This window comes from Streptosporangium sp. NBC_01469, assembly GCF_036227305.1.
Classification (GTDB): domain Bacteria; phylum Actinomycetota; class Actinomycetes; order Streptosporangiales; family Streptosporangiaceae; genus Streptosporangium.
On record NZ_CP109465.1, the window covers coordinates 7983063 to 7999374 of the forward strand.

The following is a 16312-nucleotide window of genomic DNA, read 5'->3' on the forward strand; positions in this document are numbered from 1 at the left end:
CAGGTTGGGACGCTGCCATTTAACAGCCGTCACCGCTCGTCGTGTCCACCGCCTGCCGGATGAGGCGGAACTCTCCGGCGGCGGATACCGGCCCGTCGCCGCCCCGCACGACCCGCGCGGATCCGGCGTACGATGCGGACATGCCGAACCTCGGGCCCGTGGAGCTGCTGATCGTCGCCACCGTGCTCGCGGTGATCCTGATGATCGTCATCGGTGTCGTCATGGCGGCCAGGAAGGGGGGCCGGGCGATCGCCGGCGTCCGTGCGCCCGTCATGCCGCCGACGCCCCAGGGGCTGCACGAGACCGTCACCCGGCTGACGCGCCAGGGGCGCAAGATCGAGGCGATCAAGGAGCTGCGCCAGTACACCGGGCTCGGCCTGAAGGAGTCCAAGATGATCGTCGACGCCGTGGCCATGGGGCACGACCTGTGGGGCCACCACCTCATGGCCCGCTTCCAGCCCTCCCGCCCCATGGTCTCCCCGAGCGCCGGTGTCTCCGGTCCCGACCTGGCCACTCGCGTGCGCGAACTCAAGGCCGCGGGCCGCACCGAGCAGGCCATCTACCTGGTACGCGGCGAGACCGGCATGGGTGAGCACGAGGCCGAGCTGTTCGTCGGAACCCTCTAAACCCCCCGGAACCCTCTCCCTAGCCCCTCCGGAAGCCCCTCCGGCCCCCGGAGCTCTCAGCCCGGCTCGGCCGGGTGGTCCCCGAGGCCGACGAACATGGTCCGGTGCAGCACCTCGACGTGGCGGCGGGTGATCTCGACCGCCTTCAGCGGGTCGCCCGCGGCCAGGGAGGCGACGAGCTCGGCGTGCCCTCGGTTGGACTCGCGCAGATAGTCGAGGGGGAAGGGCAGGTAGTAGCGGTAGAGCTCCCGCACGACCGAGCCGTACTGCTCCGCCGCGGGTGGCAGGCCGGTGGCCGCGGCCACCGCCAGGTGGAAGCGCTCGTCGCAGGGGCGGAACTCGGCCCAGCTGGAGGCGCGGTCCATGCACGCCACCAGTTCCTCCAACTCCTCCAGCTCCTCCGGCCGCCGCGGGCCCGGGTTCGTCGCGGCCAGGTGCGCGATGCCGCACTCCAGGAGCAGCCGCTGGTCGATCAGCCGATGGACGTCGGCCGCGGCCGACCGGTAGGCCTCGATCTCGCGCACCCCGCCGGTCGCGGGCCGCTCGGACACCATGGTGCCGCCGCCGCGCCCGCGCCGCCGCTTCAGGACACCCTGGTCACAGAGTGAGACGAGTGCCCTCCGTACAGTGATCTCACCGACGCCGAGGGCGCGGGCGATCTCGCCGACGGGCGGCAGCCGCTCCCCCGGCCTCAGCAGGCCCAGCTCGACGGCCATCGCGATGCGGGCACGGACCGTGTCGAGCGCGTTGAGCCGCCGGATGCCGACCAGGGCGGGGGCTTTGAGCACTATGAGGGGGCTGCCGGACGACATGTCACCACCGTACTCGCCGAAAAATAGATCATAGTGATCAAAATTGCTCTAAATGCTCATAATGAGATATTTTTTTATTTCGTAGCCGGGAAGTAGGTACGCCATGTCACGTCCCTTCTCCATAGCGCTCGCCCAGGCGGCTCCCCGGCGGGCCGGGGAGCCGATCTCGGGCTTCGCCCGAGAGGTCGAGGAGCTCGCCGGGAGCTTTCCCAGGGTGCGCTTCGTGGTCTTCCCCGAGTTCCACCTGCACGGCACGCGCGGCCCGGCGAGCGAGCGGGCCGCCGAGTTGGAGGCGTCCGCGGAACCGCTGGACGGGCCGCGCTCGAAGGCCCTGGCCGAGCTCGCCGGGGATCTGGGGATCTGGCTGGTGCCCGGCAGCGTGTGCGAGCGCGGTCCCGACGGCGCGTTCTACAACACGGCCCTGGCCTTCTCTCCCGAGGGCCGGCTCGCCGCCTGGTATCGGAAGATCTTCCCCTGGCGGCCGTACGAGTCGCACCGGCCCGGTGACCGTTTCGTGGTGTTCGACGTCCCGGAGGCGGGCCGGTTCGGCTTCGCGATCTGCTACGACATCTGGTTTCCCGAGGTCGCCCGCCATCTCGCGTGGATGGGCGCGGAGGTCATCGTCAACCCGGCCCTGACGACGACCTGCGACCGCCCCCAGGAGCTGGTGCTGGCACGCGCCGGCGCGATCGTGAACCAGGTGTACGTCGTCGGCGTCAACACGGCCGCCCCGGTGGGCACCGGGCACAGCCTGGTCGTCGACCCCGAGGGCCGGGTCAGGACCGAGGCGGGCGAGGCCGCCACGGTGCTCACCGACGTCCTCGACCTGGACGACGTCACGCGGGTCCGCAGGTACGGCACCGCCGGCGTCAACCGCATGTGGAACCAGTTCACCGAGGCCGACCAGCCGATCGACCTCCCCCTCTACCAGGGACGAATCGATCCTTCCCGCTGGACTCCAGCGGGAGGCTGACCATGCGACCCAACGAACCGACTCTGAGGCGCGCTCTGACGCTCGGCGAGGTCGCGATGTTCGGCCTGGCCTACATGACGCCGCTGATCGTCCTGGGCATCTTCGGCATCGTGTCGGAGACCACCGGCGGCGCGACCGCCGTCGCGTACGCGCTCGCGCTGGTGGCCATGCTGTTCACGGCCTTCAGCTACGGCAAGATGGCCGCGGTCTACCCGATCGCCGGATCCGCCTACACCTACGTGCGGCGGACCATCGACGCGCGGGCGGGCTTCCTGGTGGGCTGGGCGGTGCTGCTCGACTACTTCTTCCTGCCCATGGTCATCTGGCTGATCGGCGGCGCCTACCTGTCTGCGCAGTTCCCCGGCGTCCCGTCGTGGGTGTGGATCGTCGCGTTCATCACCGTGACGACCACGCTCAACGTGATCGGCATCAAGGTCGCGGCCAGGGTGAACCTCCTGCTGATGACCTTCCAGATCACGGTCCTGCTCTTCTTCGTGCTGCTGTCGATCGGCTACGTGGCCGGCTCGTGGGGGCCCGGCGCGGTGTTCGACACGGCGCCGTTCGTCAACCGGGCCACCACGGTCTCCAACGTCGCGGCGGGGGCCGCCATCGCCGCCTACGCCTTCCTGGGCTTCGAGGCCGTCACCACCCTCGCGGAGGAGACCATCGAGCCGGAGAGGACGATTCCCCGGGCGATCCTGCTGACCGCGTTCCTCGGCGGCATGATCTTCATCGTGGTCGCGTACTTCACGCAGCTCGTGCATCCCGGCGGCGTCTTCGAGAACTCCTCGTCGGCGGCCTTCGAGATCGCCAGGATGATCGGCAGCAGCCTGTTCGGCGCGGTCTTCCTGGCCGGCCTGGTCGTCGCCCAGTTCGCCTCCGGCCTCGCCGCGCAGGCCAGCACCTCGCGGCTGCTGTACGCGATGGGGCGCGACGGAGTGCTGCCCCGTAAGGTGTTCGGCTACCTCTACCCCAGATGCCGCACGCCCGTGTTCGGCCTGGTGATCACCGGCGCCACCGGCCTGATCGCACTGCGGCTGGACATGGCCACCTCCACGTCGTTCATCAACTTCGGCGCCTTCACCACTTTCGCCTTCGTCAACTTCAGCGTCATCGCCCTCTACTTCAGGGAACGCCGCGCGGGCCGGCCCCTGGGGGTGATGCCGTACGTCCTGGCCCCGGCGATCGGGGCGGCGGTCAACCTGTGGCTGCTCAGCCAGCTCGACGCTCACGCCCTCACCCTCGGCCTGATCTGGCTCGGCCTGGGGGTGATCTACCTCGCCTACCTCACCCGCATGTTCCGGCTTCCCCCGCCCGACCTGGAGTTCGTCGAGGAGGCGCCCATCACCGCGGGCACCGGCGACGACCAGCCCCGCTTCGACGACCCCTCCTCGTGGAGGCGTGAAACGTGAGGGTGGCGCGGCCCCGGCCGGGCCGCCTCGCGCGTGTCGGTCCGCCCGATGATCCGTACGAAACCGCCTAGCCCGATGTCCCGAGCAGGCCGTTCGGGTCGAGCACGAACTTGGACGCGGCGCCCTGGTCGAACTCCTCGTACCCCTGGGGTGCCCGGTCCAGCGGGATCGGCACGGCGTTGACCGCCTTGGCGATCTGTACCCTGTCGTGCAGGATCGCCTGCATCAGGTAGCGGTTGTAGCGCATGACGGGGCACTGGCCCGTGCCGAAGGTCAGCGACTTGGCCCAGCCGAGGCCGAGCCGGATGGAGAGCGACCCCTGCTTCGCCGCCTCGTCCCGGGCACCCGGGTCGCCGGTCACGTACAGGCCGGGGATGCCGAGCGCGCCGCCGGCGCGGGTGATCTCCATGAGCGAGTTGAGCACGGTGGCGGGCTGCTCCTCGCCGGAGTCGATACCGTGGCCGTGCGCCTCGAAGCCCACGGCGTCGACGCCGCAGTCGACCTCGGGCTCGCCGAGGATCTGCTCGATCTGCTCCTTCGGCTCGCCCCGCGACACGTCGACGGTCTCGCAGCCGAAGCTGCGGGCCTGCTCCAGGCGCTCCTTGTTCAGGTCGCCGACGATGACCACGGCCGCCCCGAGGAGGAAGGCCGAGACGCCCGCGGCGAGCCCGACCGGTCCCGCGCCCGCGATGTAGACGGTCGATCCGGGCCGCACCCCGGCGGTGACGCAGCCGTGGAAGCCGGTCGGGAAGATGTCGGTGAGCATGGCCAGGTCGAGGATCTTCTCCATCGCCTGGCCCCTGTCGGGGAACGTGAGCAGGTTCCAGTCGGCGTAGGGCACCAGGACGTACTGCGCCTGCCCGCCGACCCAGCCGCCCATGTCGACGTAGCCGTACGCCGAGCCGGGCCGGTCGGGGTTGACGTTCTCGCAGATCCCGGTCTTGCCCTCCTTGCAGTTGCGGCAGCGGCCGCAGGAGATGTTGAAGGGGACGGAGACGAGGTCGCCCACCTTCGTGAACTCCACGTCCGGGCCGAGCTCGACGACCTCACCGGTGATCTCGTGGCCGAGGACGAGGCCGACGGGCGCGGTGGTACGGCCACGGACCATGTGCTGGTCGCTGCCGCAGATGTTCGTCGCGACGGTCTTGACGATCGCGCCGTGCGGTACCTTGCGGCCCACGTTGGCCGGGTTCACCCCGGGCCCGTCCTTGAGCTCGAACTCGGGATAGCCGATCTCCTGGACCTCCACCTTGCCCGGCCCCTGGTATGAGACGGCCCTGTTGCTCGGCATGACGTCCTCCCTGCTTCCTCGTGGTGCCCTTCCGCGCGACGCCGGCGGAGTAGCCGGTCGCCGTCCGCGAGGGGACGTGAGGGGGACGGTGACGGCCGAGTCCGACCCAAAGGTGATTTTTCACCCTTTTTCACCATATACCTGTTGGTCACAGCGGCATCGGGGAGCCGTACCCTCCTCGGACACCAACCAAATCCCCAGGGGATTCACCAGGCGGTGCGGGATCGAGGTTCACCTCGGCCCGCACTTTCTTGTTCTCGGGATCGAATTCGGCGCGTAGGTCGATACTTCGTCCGCATGGTCCTGGAAGGCAGTCGCACCGTCGCCGAGGTGGCCCGCGAGTTCGGGATTCACGACACCACCTTGGGAAATTGGGTGCGTGTCTACAAACACCAGCACGATGGGGAAGAAACGCCGTCGTTGTCGGGGCCGGAGCGTGCGCGGCTGCGCGACCTGGAGCGGGAGAACCGCGAGCTCCGGGAGAAGGTGCTTTCCCTGAATCTAAGGCGGCCTTCTTCGCGGGCGAGACTCGGTGAGGGCCAGGTTCGAGCTCATCGACGCGGAGAAGGCCGACCATGCGATCGCGAAGATGTGCGCGTGGCTGGAGGTGTCGAGGTCGGGGTACTACGAGTGGCGCGATCGGCCGGCCTCGGCGACCACCCGGCGGCGCGCGCACCTCGCACAGCTGATCGGGCAGATCTTCGTCGCCGAGCATGAGACCTACGGCTACCGTCGCGTGCACCGGGAACTGGGCCGCCGCGGCGAGGAGTGATCATGCCGAGCAGCATGCGGATCAGGGTTGCCTTGCCCGCGCCGTTGAGCCTCAGCAGGGCGTAGATCTCCGCCGGCTCGACCCGTAAGGAAGACCTCGTCGACCGCGAGGACCTGGCCGTAGCGTTTGGTCAGGTCGGCGGCCTCGATCGTGGACACCGGCTCACTCTCTCCTGAATCGGCGCCCGTTGGTAGGGCCTGATCGTGGTGGACCCCGGAGGGCTGGCGGTTCAGCAGCCAGCGGGCGCCGGGGCGAATCGTGTCGTTGCCCCAGGGATGCGGTCAGCTGTCAGGCCGTTGGGTGAAGGCGTTGATCCGCTCGGTGTGGCCGCAGATGAGGATGACGTCGGCGGCGGACAGCTCAGTGGTCGGAGAGGCGTGGGTGAACTGCCCGTCTTCGTGTTTGACCGCGATCAGGGTGATGCCGTACCGATCGCGTAGGTGGAGGGCCGGCAGTGCGACCCCGAGCCGATCCAGTGGCGCTCTGAGCGTGGTGATGGTGAGGTTCTCGTCGGACGGCATGCGGTCTGGAGGTTGCCCGTCGAGCAGGTGCGCGAGGCGTACGCCCGCCTCGCGTGCGGGGGTGAACACCTGGTGAGCGCCGATCCGGCGTAGGAGCCGCTCGTGGGCAGGGCCGACCGCTTTGGCCCAGATCTCGCCGATGTTCAGCTCTACCAAGGCGCTGACCAGCAGGACGCTGGTCTGCAGGTCGGTGGCGGTGGTGACGACCACCCGCCGGTAACCTGCCACGCCGAGCTTGCGCAGCACTGCGGGATCGGTGGCATCGGCTACGGCGCACGTCACACCGGGTCCTTTCGCGGCGTGGGCCGCCTCGCGCCGGGTGTCGATGGCCAGCACCTTGACACCTCGCCGGGTCAGCCGTGTCGTCAGTGAGCCACCGAACCGGCCGAGCCCTACCACCACGACCGCGTCCCGGTTCATCTCACCCGCACCTTTCGCGCCCGGGGCTTGCCCGCCGCCTGGTCTACGGCGGCCGAGATCGGTGCCTTCCGACAGGAGGCGGGGCGGGGGGTCTCAGGCACCGGGTCGCCGTAGCCGCGCGCGTCCGGTCACGGCGGCGACCACCAGTAGTGCGCCGCACAGGCCCAGGCCCAGCGTCGTCATCGCGGCCAGCGCCGAGCCTTCCTCGATCGACAGGGATGCCAGCCCGGCCAGTCCCGCCGCGACCCCCGCGGCCGTGATCCACGGCTCGATCTCCTCGTGGGTGATCGCCCACGACCGCGCGTCTCCCAGGCCGATCCTGGCCGCCAGCCCGCCCCAGCCACGCACCGGCCCAACGTTGACGCGCCGGGCGAGAGCGAACAGGGCGAGGCCGACGCCCAGCAACCACAACCCCGCGACCTCGTTCACGACACCCTCCAGCAAGCGGTGGATCCTGGCCCGGCGACACCTCACGACGTCGCCCTTTGCGGTCCCATGGTGAGCCGGTCTCCGGGCCCATCACCATGGCTTTGACGCGATCCATACGCCTTTGCCGGATTTCCTGACGCCTTTACCGGCGGCACCGCGCCACATTTTCCAATGCCGTCTACAAGGTGGCGGGGTCCGGGGGTCCCGTCTTGGTTCCCGCGGATTTCCTCGCGGTGAGCCGTTGCCGGGCGCCGAGGGCCCTGGAGCGCAAAAGCGCCCCGCGTGTCCGGCCCGCCTGATCACCGGGCCGGGAATGGGCGGCCGCTTCGAATCCTGGCCTCTCCTCACGCGGTGAGCCGTTGCCGTCACGTCACCGTGGGGAGCGCATGGTTATTCACGGCAAAGGCGTCAAAGGGTCGTATAGGTAGACGATTGCCTCCTGGGTGGGGGGTGACGATGAGGTGTAGCCCTCGTACAGGAGTGACGTGATGTCCGCGCTGTTGACCCCCGCTCGCCCCCAGGAGCCTCCCGATCCCCCCGATAGCGGTGATCGGCACCGGCTGACGGTCACCGGCGGCCTGGCGGCCCTCTCTCTGGACGCGATGGCCTCGGTGGCCTACGGTCCTGAGGCCATCGTCTTGGTATTGGCCGTGGCCGGTGGTGCGGGGCTCGGTTTCACCCTCCCGGTCACGCTGGCCATCGCGGCCCTGCTGGGGGTGCTGACCTTGTCCTACCGGCAGGTCGTCGCCGTCTTCCCCGAGGGCGGGGGCGCCTACGGTGTGGCCACAAGGCACCTGGGACGACGGGCGGGCCTGGTCGCGGGCGCCTCACTCATCGTGGACTACGTCTTGAATGTGGCGGTCTCGGTCGCCGCCGGGGTCGCCGCGCTGACCTCGGCCTTTCCCGAGTTCCTCCCCTACACCGTGTGGCTGTGCCTGGCCGTGCTCGCGGCGATCACCGCGATCAACCTCAGGGGCATCACCCGCAGCGCCCGCGCCTTCATCGCGCCGGCCGTCCTCTACGTCGGCGCCATCGCGCTGGTGATCGTGGTCGGCCTGATCCGCCACGAGCCCGCCGTCTACGCCGAGCACACGCCCCACGCCCTGCAGACGGTCGGGGTGTTGCTGCTGCTCAAGGCGTTCGCCAACGGCTGCGCCTCGCTCACCGGCGTCGAGGCGATCGCCAACGCGGTGCCCTCCTTCAAAAAGCCGCGGGTCAAGCGGGCCCAGCGCGCGGAGGTGGCGCTCGGCGCTCTGCTGGCCGTGATGCTGATCGGCATCGCCGTCCTGATCGAGAAGTTCAAGATTGCCCCCGCTGAGGGGGTGACCGTGCTCTCGCAGGTCACCCAGGCGTCACTGGGAGATGGCCCGCTGTTCTACCTGGTGCAGTTCTCCACGGTCGTGCTGCTCGCGCTGGCCGCCAACACTTCCTTCGGCGGCCTGCCGGTGCTGGCCCATCTGCTGGCCAGGGACAACAACCTGCCGCACCTGTTCGCGTTACGCGCCGACCGGCACGTGCACCGGTACGGCATCGCCTTCTTGACCATCACCTCGGCCCTGCTGCTGCTCCTGGCCCGGGGCGAGATGAACCTGCTGGTGCCGCTGTTCGCGATCGGGGTGTTCGTCGGCTTCACCCTTTCGCAGGCCGGCATGGTCAGGCACTGGCTTGGCGACCGGCCCGCGGGCTGGCGGTGGCGGGCGGCCCTCAACGGCTTCGGCGCGCTGCTGACCTTTGTCGCCGCCATCGTGGTCACGATCTCCAAGTTCACCGAGGGCGGCTGGCTGATCGTGGTCGCGATACCGCTGGTGGTGGCGGCCATGCAATGGGTCAACCGCTCTTACGCTCGCATCGGCGAGCGCCTGGAACTGGGCAAGACCCCCCTGCCGCCGCGGCCGCGCCGCTCGCTCGTGGTGGTGCCGGTGCACGCGATCACCCGCCTGACCTGCGAGGCACTCGCCGCCGCGCTCTCCTTGGGCGACCGGGTGGTCGCGGTCAACATCACCCACCCCGAAGACGAGCCGCAAGCCCGGAAGTTCGTCGAGGACTGGGAACGCTGGCACCCCGACGTCGAACTGGTGCAGGTCTTCGACGCCCACCGGCGGCTGGACACCCCCCTGATCGAATACATCAACAGCGTGCCCGACCGGCACGTGTTCGTCCTCATCCCCGAGATCGAACCCGAACACCCCTGGCAGCGCATCCTGCAAAACCAGCGCGGCGCGGTCCTCGCCCAAGCCCTGCGCCGGCGCAGCGACGCCGTCGTCTGCCGGATGCGTTTCCGGATGAGGGCCACCGCCCACCATCACAGCCAAGGCGCCGGTCCGGTCTGGTGACGGACTACCGGCATCACCGTCGGCCGGGCCACGGCCTGTGGCGCCGGAACACCGGAGCCGCTGCTCAACGCGCAGGCGGGGATGACCACCGACGCCCGGGCCAGACAGTGCGAGCCAGACGGCGGCGCGGCCGGGGTGACCACTTTCCCCTGCGGGAGCCGGTGAGGCTAGATGGCCCTGTCCTGGTTTCGTGGAAGTACGGTGATCCGCAGTGCTTTCTACCCGGCGGTGAGGAACTCCTCGATCCGTGCCGCGATCGCGGGATAGTCGGGGGCGAACCAGATCATGTGGCCATCGGCCCGGCTTTCCACCAGCTCGGCCCCGGGGATGGTCGCGGCGAGGGATTCGGCGTGGGCGAAGGGGACCGAACGGTCGGTGCGGCTGGCGATGACCAGGGCCGGCTGGGTGACCTGCCCGGCGCAGTCGGGCACGGCCAGCATGTCGTTGACGAAACCCTCCCCCGAGCGCATCAGGGTGAACAACGCGATCAGCTCGGCCCGGTCGCGCTCGCTCAGGCCGGCCACGACGTGGCGGACGGGCCGGGTGGACAGGTCGCGCAGCAGCAGCCGCAACCCTGCTTGCGGTGCGACGCGCATCAGCAGGCGGACGGCCGCCCAGGTCGCGGCCTCGGCGCTCACGTTGAACACCAGGCGGCCCCCCAGGCGGGTGCGCCGGTCCGGCCAGGGCAGGAAGGCGACCGCGCTTTGCAGGATCACCCGCTCCACCAGGTGCGGATGACGCGCCGCCATGGTGAGCGCGGTGCGCCCGCCCGCTGAGATGCCCACCACCGCGGCGAGTCGGCCGATGCCCAGGTCGCGGCACAGGTCGGCGGTGACGTCGGCGAAGGCGGCCGGGGTGATGCCGGTGGCCAGGGGCGTGCGGCCGTAACCGGGGCGGGAGGGGATGAGTACCCGATACCCCGAGGTGGTGAAGACCTCTTCACCCAGGATCAGCCCGGCCCGCATGTGGCCCCCGTGGAACACAACGACCACCTGCTGCCCTTCGCCGTCCAGCCGGTACTCCACCACGCCTGCCGCCAGGCGGGCAGTGATCGTGTCTTGCTCCGAGGCCGTCATAAATCGTCATGCTCGCATATCCGCTCAAGACGGAGAGGGACCCTGATCAGCCGAGCTGTTGCTGTTGCCAGCGGTGCAGCAGGGTGGGGATCTCACCGAGCATGAACTGGTAGAAGTCGCGCATCTGGATCAGTCGCCGGTGGGCAGGGTCCTCCGGCGCGGTGGTCTTGATCCCGATTTCGGCGGCGTGGAGCATGGTCTGGGTGAGGGTGTTCTGGGTGGAGAACAAGGTGGCCCAGGCGTCGTCGCGCATCCGGTAGTGCTCGCGGCGGCTGCCGGGGGCCGGCAGCCGCTCAAGCAGGCCAACTGACAGCAGTGACTTGAGAGCACCGGAGACCGAGCCGGCGCTGACGCCGAGCTGGTCGGCGATCTCGCCCATAGTGACCGTCTCCTGGTCGGTGAACAGGAACACCGCCAGCGTCCGCGCGGCCATGCGCTGCAATCCGCCCTCGGTCAGGGCCAGGGCCAGCCGTTCCGCGGCCTGCCACTGCTCTTTCCTGTCGTCCACGTGCCACCTCCTGTGGATCACAGGGTAGCGGAGAAACATTAGTGTTCAGAAATTTCCGAAAGTTCGCTATGTTGCTCACTATCGGACTTCGTGAAGAAGACCGGTGGTGTGCCGGGAAGCCTGGTCGGCGATGGAGATACAACCGCCTCGACCAGGAGATGACCCCGATGACCAGCCCAGCGGCCCGTACCGGCCTACGGCGCGAGTGCGTCCCCGCACCGCTCGGCCACTCACCCACCGTTTCGGGCGCGGCCACCGGATCAGGTCGCACATCTTCAGCGGCGTCCAGCCTCGCTTCGGCTGCGCCGCGGGAGCCCGCGAGCCATCGGCGATGCGAACGCTGCGCCCGTCACGCCACGAAACCTTCCCCAGCCACGATCGCCTCTCGGCGTTGTGGCTTCCCATCTCTGTGGAGCGTCATGAAACTACTTGTCCTCGGCGGTACCCATCACGTGGGACGCGCCATCGTGGAAACCGCGCTCGGCCGCGGCGATGAGGTGACCGTGCTCAACCGGGGCATCAGCCGCCCACCGGCCCCCGGCACCCGAGCCCTGATCGCCGATCGCACCGACACCGAAGCCGTCCACACGGTGCTGGGGCAACAAGCCTGGGACGCCGTCATCGACACCTGGGCGTGGGCGCCGCGCGTGGTCCAAGACAGCGCGCGGCTCCTGGCCGACCGGGCCGGACACTACGGGTACGTCTCCAGCCGTGGAGTTCACCGCTGGCCCTGGCCACCGGCCGCGGACGAACACGCTCCGCTGGTCGACGGCGACCCGGCCGGCGACGACAACACCGACTACGCCGCCGCCAAGCGCGGCGGGGAGTTGGCCGCCATCGAGGCGTTCGCCGAGCGCGCCCTGCTGGCCCGGGCCGGAATGATCCTGGGGCCGTATGAGGACGTCGGCCGCATCCCGTGGTGGCTGCGCCGTCTGGAAAGAGGCGGCCGGGTGCTGGCCCCCGGCCCGGCCGACATGCCGTTGCAGTACATCGACGCCCGCGACATGGCCGCCTGGATGCTCATCGCTGCCGAGCGCGGCATCGGTGGCGCCTTCACCGTGACCGGCCGCCCGGGTGCCGTCACGATCGGAGAACTGCTGGAGACGGCGCTGGAGGTGACCGGGTCCGACGCCGAGCTGGTGTGGGCGCCCGCAGAACTGCTGCAGGCGGAGGGCTTGACGCTGGGTATGGAACTCGGGCTCCGATTCCCGCATGACCCCGCGCCGACCGGCCTGCACGACGCCGACGTCACCGCCGCCTTCGCCGCAGGACTGACCTGCCGCCCGCTGCGGGACACGATCACCGACACCTGGGCCTGGCTGCAGGCCGAAGGAGATCCCACACCGCGCCCCGACGCACCCTCGCCGAATACCTGGCTCGATCCCGCCAAAGAGCAGCACGTTCTCGACCGGCTCTGAGGCCAACCCAGATCGTCACCCAGATAAACAGCTAAGGAGCCTCATGCGCGTCATCATCATCGGAGCAGGCATCGCCGGCCTGGCCGCCGCTCTGCGGCTGCGCCAGATCGGCTGGGAAAGTCTCATCATCGAGCGTGCGCCCCAGCGTCGCGGCGGTGGTTACGGGGTTGCCTTCGGCGGCATCGGCTACGACGCCGCCGAGCGGATGGGCATCCTGCCCGCGCTCAAGGACAAGGCCTTCATCACCAAAGAGCTGGTGTATCACAAGGCCAACGGGGAGCGGAGCTTCTCCCTGACCCGCGAAACCATCGCGGCCACCATGGGCAACCGGTCGATGAACATCCTGCGCGGCGATGTGGAGACCGTCTTGTACGAGGCGGTCCGCGACACGGCCGAGATCCGTTTTGCCACCACCATCGATGCCGTCGACCAGGACGAGCGGGCGGTGCATGTCACCCTCAGCGATGGCACGATCGAACACGCCGATCTGCTCATTGGCGCCGACGGCCTGCATTCGGCCACGCGCGCGCTGGCCTTCGGCCCCGAAGAGGACTATCGCCTCGATCTTGACCACATGGTCGCCGTCTACATGCTCAAAAAGCGGCCGGCTGCCATCGCGGAGGGAACCACCGGCACCCTTTCCGCGGGCGGCCGCACCGTTGCCGTCATCAGCGTCGCAGACGGCAGGAATGTCGCCTTCTTCGGCTACCGCACCGATCGCAGCGCCGGCACACTGGCCGACGGCCCGCACAAGGCGCTGCCCCGCATCTACGGCGACATGGGCTGGGTGGTGCCCGAGGTTCTGGCGGGCCTGCAGACGGCGGATTCCATCTACTTCGACACGATCAGCCAGATGGTGGTTGACACGTGGAGCCGTGGCCGGGTGGTGCTGCTCGGCGACGCCGCCTGGTGCGTCACGCTGTTCGCCGGATACGGCTCCTCGCTCGCCGTCGGCGGCGCCGACCTGCTGGGCACCGCACTGGAGAGCAACCCGGGCGACATCCACGCGGCCCTGGCCCAATGGGAGGCCGGGCTCCGCCCGGAAGTGGAGAAGAAACAGAAGCTGGGCCGCCGGGTCAAGGGCGTCTACGCCCCCGCCAACCCCTTCGTCCTGTGGCTGAGCCAGGTGCCCCTGCGCCTGGCATCCCTGGGCCCGGCGCGCCGCTACATGGCGCGCCGCTACATCAAGGGCTGAACACCAACCCGGGCTCACCGTCCCGTTCCTACCAGACCCCACAGTCCAGGGTCGGTGAGGTCGCCGCGTGCTGGCGGTACTCACCTTCCTCCAGTCGCAGCGTCCTTCGACAACCGGTCGAGAACCTGGTCGAAGACCGTGACGTCCTTCTCGTCGAGACCGGCGTTCAGCCGCTGGTCGAAGGCCATCGCCGCACCTCGGAGCCGATGGAACAGGGTCTGGGGGTCTAGGTCCACGTGTTTGGGGTCGGTCATGACTCCAGCATCGCGAGTAGGTGCTGAACTGCTTGAGGTCAGCTCGGGCCAGGATCCTGATGATCGCTGGGCTCACCGGTTCACCTGCCATGAGCTGCGGCTTCAGGATGAGAAATGCTCCCGCTTGCTGTCGTGATAAGACGAACCCAGCAGTTGGCCTGAGAAGTAGCCATCCCGGCTCGCCCCTCCCGGCCGACGAGAAACTCGGTCGAGACGGCCCATTGGGATTTGGTTGGTGTCGGCCCGGAAGACCTCAGCCCGCCGGGCCCGGCGACCGGTGCGATGCCGGGAATCGCTATCCGGCGGGAGGCCGGCAGCGGCGGTGGATCTCGTCGACCCGCTCGGTGAGCCCCCTGCGGTCGAGGTGTTCCAGGAGCGGCACCGCGACCCTGCGGCTGGTGCCGAGGGCCCGCCTGGCCTGGCTGACCGTGAACGGCTGCGGCAGCCGGGCGAGCACCCGGCCGGCCAGGACATCCGCGCCGGGCAGCAGCACGATCCCGTCGGCCACCCGGAGCAGCGTCCCCGCCCGGACGGCGGCCGCCAGCTCGCGGGGCCCCAGCCCCAGCTCGGCCAGCCTGCCCGCCTCCGGCGCCAGGAAGGGGCGCGCGGACAGCTCGGCACCGAGTCGCTCGACGGCCCGGACGACCGGCGCGGGCAGCACCGCACGGTCGGCGGGGCCGCTCACGATCCGCCCGGCGTCGAGGGCGAGCGGAGGGCGCACGAGCGCCACGACCAGCCGCCGCTCGGGCAGGGCGAGCTCGTGACGGGCCGCCTCCACCGGCATGCCGGGCTCCAGCGGACGCGCCGAGGCGTGGCGCCGCACCGCCTCGGGGAGGCGCTCCCCCAGCCGCGACCAGTGCGCGGGATCGGCGTGCCAGTCACCGCACACCGGCCTTCCCGGGACACATCCCATGGCGACCAGGTCACCGGTACGCAGCAGCAGGTGGGTCCTGAGCAGGGAGGCCGCGTCCGGCGGGGCCGTCGCCAGCTCGGCCGCCCGCTCCCGCGCCGCACCCCGGCGGCGCAGTCCCGGCGGGCGCGGGTCGAGCACGCTCGCCCGCGCGAGAACCCGCACCTCACCCCGGTCGCGCCCGGGATCGCGCAGCAGCAGCACATCGCCCGCGTGCAGGGGGAGCCGCCCGGCCAGGCGTAGCCGGGCGATCCGCCCGCCGAGCGGCCGCAGCGCGCACACCACCGCCGCGGAGCCGATGTGCGCGGTCAGCCGCCCCGGAAGATCACCGGCGTCCCAGTCCCCGGCGCGCCCCACACCGCCGGACGGCAGGGGGTTCCGCTCCCGGGATCCCCCCGGCCGCTCCGGCCCGCCGCCTCCGGAGCCGCCGGGCCGCCACGGGTCACCGCCTTCGTCCCCGTCCGCACCGGGCCCGCCGGCCTGCCACGGGTCGCCGCCTCCGGCTCCTGACGGGCTCAGGCGCACGTCGACCAGGTCGGTGTAGGTCCACCCGCCCGGGGTGACCAGGGCCAGGCCACGCCCGGGGGCGCCCTGGCCGCGCAGGTTGAGCGCGACCCTGGCCACGCCGGTCACCGAGGTCACCGGCTCCTTCAGGCACTCCAGCGCCCGTACCCGCGCGGGCACGCCGTCGAGATCCAGCTCGTCCCCGGCGGTGATCGTGCCCGCGGGCAGGGTCCCGGTCACGACCGTGCCACTGCCGCGTACGGTGAACGCCCGGTCGATCCACAGTCGCACCGGCGCCCCGGGATCGGGTACGGGCAGCCCGGCCACCAGCCGGTCCAGGGCCCGCCGCAGCTCGTCGAGGCCCTGCCCGGTGCGCCCGCTCACGGCCAGCGCCTCGGCCCCGCCCAGGCCGCCCGCCGCCAGGCGGGCCCGCGCCCGCTGCACGGCCGGCGCGGGGTCGGCGAGGTCGGCGCGGGTCACCACGAGCAGGCCGTGCCGCACCCCCAGGGTCTCCAGCGCCACCAGGTGCTCCTCGGACTGCGGCATCCAGCCCTCGTCGGCCGCCACCACGAACACGACGGCGGGCGCGGGGCCGACCCCGGCCAGCATGGTGGCGAGAAAACGCTCGTGGCCGGGTACGTCGACGAAGGCCAGCCGCTCCCCCGAGGGCAGCTCCGTCCAGGCGTAACCGAGCTCGATCGTCAGCCCCCGCCGCCGCTCCTCGGCCAGCCGGTCGGGCTCCATCCCGGTGAGCGCCCGCACCAGGGTGGACTTACCGTGATCGACATGGCCCGCCGTGGCGACGACGTGCATCAGCCGCCGACCCACGTCACACGCGTCAGCCGGCCGTCCGGGCGA

16 protein-coding genes and 1 pseudogene are annotated in these 16312 nt (G+C 70.4%); 8 read left to right on the forward strand and 9 right to left on the reverse strand.

Going from position 1 to position 16312, the window contains the following annotated elements; all coding sequences use genetic code 11:
• Window positions 1-19: 19 nt before the first annotated feature.
• A complete protein-coding gene (locus OG587_RS34710; protein ID WP_329082870.1) occupies window positions 20-142 on the reverse strand; it encodes a hypothetical protein in 123 nt (40 codons plus the stop codon).
• Here OG587_RS34710 and OG587_RS34715 point away from each other — a divergent pair.
• Window positions 141-626, forward strand: coding sequence for a ribosomal protein L7/L12 (locus OG587_RS34715; RefSeq protein ID WP_329082872.1), 486 nt, complete (start codon window positions 141-143; stop codon window positions 624-626). The two genes, OG587_RS34710 and OG587_RS34715, sit on opposite strands and share 2 nt — an antisense overlap.
• Window positions 627-682: 56 nt before the next feature.
• Here the strand turns inward: OG587_RS34715 and OG587_RS34720 are convergent, their stop codons facing one another.
• Window positions 683-1438, reverse strand: a complete 756-nt coding sequence (locus OG587_RS34720; RefSeq protein ID WP_329082873.1) for a FadR/GntR family transcriptional regulator — start codon at window positions 1436-1438, stop codon at window positions 683-685.
• Between the two features lie 103 nt (window positions 1439-1541).
• Between OG587_RS34720 and OG587_RS34725 the strand changes: the two genes are divergently transcribed.
• Window positions 1542-2411, forward strand: coding sequence for a carbon-nitrogen hydrolase family protein (locus OG587_RS34725; RefSeq protein ID WP_329082875.1), 870 nt, complete (start codon window positions 1542-1544; stop codon window positions 2409-2411).
• 2 nt (window positions 2412-2413) lie between these two features.
• Window positions 2414-3823: an APC family permease gene (locus OG587_RS34730; protein WP_329082877.1), complete on the forward strand. Its 1410-nt coding sequence runs from the start codon at window positions 2414-2416 to the stop codon at window positions 3821-3823.
• A gap of 67 nt (window positions 3824-3890) precedes the next feature.
• On the opposite strand, the gene fdhA is transcribed toward OG587_RS34730, so the two are convergent.
• On the reverse strand, window positions 3891-5114 hold the full coding sequence (gene fdhA / locus OG587_RS34735; protein WP_329082879.1) for a formaldehyde dehydrogenase, glutathione-independent: 1224 nt from the start codon (window positions 5112-5114) through the stop codon (window positions 3891-3893).
• Window positions 5115-5411: 297 nt separating this feature from the next.
• Between fdhA and OG587_RS47375 the strand changes: the two are divergent.
• A pseudogene (locus OG587_RS47375) lies at window positions 5412-5585 on the forward strand (transposase); the annotation flags it as partial.
• Window positions 5586-5646: 61 nt separating this feature from the next.
• Window positions 5647-5886 (forward strand): hypothetical protein, encoded by a 240-nt coding sequence (locus tag OG587_RS34740; RefSeq protein ID WP_329082881.1) that lies wholly within the window; start codon window positions 5647-5649, stop codon window positions 5884-5886.
• 281 nt (window positions 5887-6167) lie between these two features.
• Here the strand turns inward: OG587_RS34740 and OG587_RS34745 are convergent, their stop codons facing one another.
• Together OG587_RS34745 and OG587_RS34750 are read right to left on the reverse strand one after the other, a co-directional pair.
• Window positions 6168-6827 (reverse strand): potassium channel family protein, encoded by a 660-nt coding sequence (locus OG587_RS34745; protein ID WP_329082883.1) that lies wholly within the window; start codon window positions 6825-6827, stop codon window positions 6168-6170.
• A gap of 93 nt (window positions 6828-6920) precedes the next feature.
• Window positions 6921-7256 (reverse strand): hypothetical protein, encoded by a 336-nt coding sequence (locus OG587_RS34750; protein WP_329082884.1) that lies wholly within the window; start codon window positions 7254-7256, stop codon window positions 6921-6923.
• Window positions 7257-7744: 488 nt separating this feature from the next.
• Here OG587_RS34750 and OG587_RS34755 point away from each other — a divergent pair, with 488 nt between their 5' ends.
• Window positions 7745-9589 (forward strand): APC family permease, encoded by a 1845-nt coding sequence (locus OG587_RS34755; protein WP_329082886.1) that lies wholly within the window; start codon window positions 7745-7747, stop codon window positions 9587-9589.
• Window positions 9590-9807: 218 nt separating this feature from the next.
• On the opposite strand, the gene OG587_RS34760 is transcribed toward OG587_RS34755, so the two are convergent.
• Window positions 9808-10665, reverse strand: coding sequence for an alpha/beta fold hydrolase (locus tag OG587_RS34760; RefSeq protein ID WP_329082888.1), 858 nt, complete (start codon window positions 10663-10665; stop codon window positions 9808-9810).
• Window positions 10666-10711: 46 nt separating this feature from the next.
• Window positions 10712-11173 (reverse strand): GbsR/MarR family transcriptional regulator, encoded by a 462-nt coding sequence (locus tag OG587_RS34765; protein WP_329082890.1) that lies wholly within the window; start codon window positions 11171-11173, stop codon window positions 10712-10714.
• Between the two features lie 419 nt (window positions 11174-11592).
• Here OG587_RS34765 and OG587_RS34770 point away from each other — a divergent pair, with 419 nt between their 5' ends.
• Window positions 11593-12591 carry an NAD-dependent epimerase/dehydratase family protein gene (locus tag OG587_RS34770; RefSeq protein ID WP_329082892.1) on the forward strand — a complete coding sequence of 333 codons (999 nt, stop codon included), beginning with the start codon at window positions 11593-11595 and terminating at the stop codon, window positions 12589-12591.
• Window positions 12592-12634: 43 nt separating this feature from the next.
• The gene (locus OG587_RS34775; protein ID WP_329082894.1) at window positions 12635-13786 is read left to right on the forward strand and encodes an FAD-dependent oxidoreductase; all 1152 of its coding nucleotides are present in this window, start codon (window positions 12635-12637) and stop codon (window positions 13784-13786) included.
• Window positions 13787-13866: 80 nt separating this feature from the next.
• On the opposite strand, the gene OG587_RS34780 is transcribed toward OG587_RS34775, so the two are convergent.
• Both OG587_RS34780 and OG587_RS34785 read right to left on the reverse strand, forming a co-directional pair.
• A complete protein-coding gene (locus tag OG587_RS34780) occupies window positions 13867-14040 on the reverse strand; it encodes a hypothetical protein (RefSeq protein ID WP_329082896.1) in 174 nt (57 codons plus the stop codon).
• Between the two features lie 295 nt (window positions 14041-14335).
• Window positions 14336-16282: a SelB domain-containing protein gene (locus OG587_RS34785; RefSeq protein ID WP_329082898.1), complete on the reverse strand. Its 1947-nt coding sequence runs from the start codon at window positions 16280-16282 to the stop codon at window positions 14336-14338.
• Window positions 16283-16312: the final 30 nt, after the last annotated feature.

Excerpts from the sequence above, each read along its gene's own strand:
- OG587_RS34715 (WP_329082872.1), top strand. The coding sequence starts at position 141 with ATGCCGAACCTCGGGCCCGTGGAGCTGCTGATCGTCGCCACCGTGCTC.
- OG587_RS34710 (WP_329082870.1), bottom strand. The coding sequence starts at position 142 with ATGTCCGCATCGTACGCCGGATCCGCGCGGGTCGTGCGGGGCGGCGAC.
- OG587_RS34720 (WP_329082873.1), bottom strand. The coding sequence starts at position 1,438 with ATGTCGTCCGGCAGCCCCCTCATAGTGCTCAAAGCCCCCGCCCTGGTC.
- OG587_RS34725 (WP_329082875.1), top strand. The coding sequence starts at position 1,542 with ATGTCACGTCCCTTCTCCATAGCGCTCGCCCAGGCGGCTCCCCGGCGG.
- OG587_RS34730 (WP_329082877.1), top strand. The coding sequence starts at position 2,414 with ATGCGACCCAACGAACCGACTCTGAGGCGCGCTCTGACGCTCGGCGAG.
- fdhA (WP_329082879.1), bottom strand. The coding sequence starts at position 5,114 with ATGCCGAGCAACAGGGCCGTCTCATACCAGGGGCCGGGCAAGGTGGAG.
- OG587_RS34745 (WP_329082883.1), bottom strand. The coding sequence starts at position 6,827 with ATGAACCGGGACGCGGTCGTGGTGGTAGGGCTCGGCCGGTTCGGTGGC.
- OG587_RS34755 (WP_329082886.1), top strand. The coding sequence starts at position 7,745 with ATGTCCGCGCTGTTGACCCCCGCTCGCCCCCAGGAGCCTCCCGATCCC.
- OG587_RS34760 (WP_329082888.1), bottom strand. The coding sequence starts at position 10,665 with ATGACGGCCTCGGAGCAAGACACGATCACTGCCCGCCTGGCGGCAGGC.
- OG587_RS34770 (WP_329082892.1), top strand. The coding sequence starts at position 11,593 with ATGAAACTACTTGTCCTCGGCGGTACCCATCACGTGGGACGCGCCATC.
- OG587_RS34775 (WP_329082894.1), top strand. The coding sequence starts at position 12,635 with ATGCGCGTCATCATCATCGGAGCAGGCATCGCCGGCCTGGCCGCCGCT.
- OG587_RS34780 (WP_329082896.1), bottom strand. The coding sequence starts at position 14,040 with ATGACCGACCCCAAACACGTGGACCTAGACCCCCAGACCCTGTTCCAT.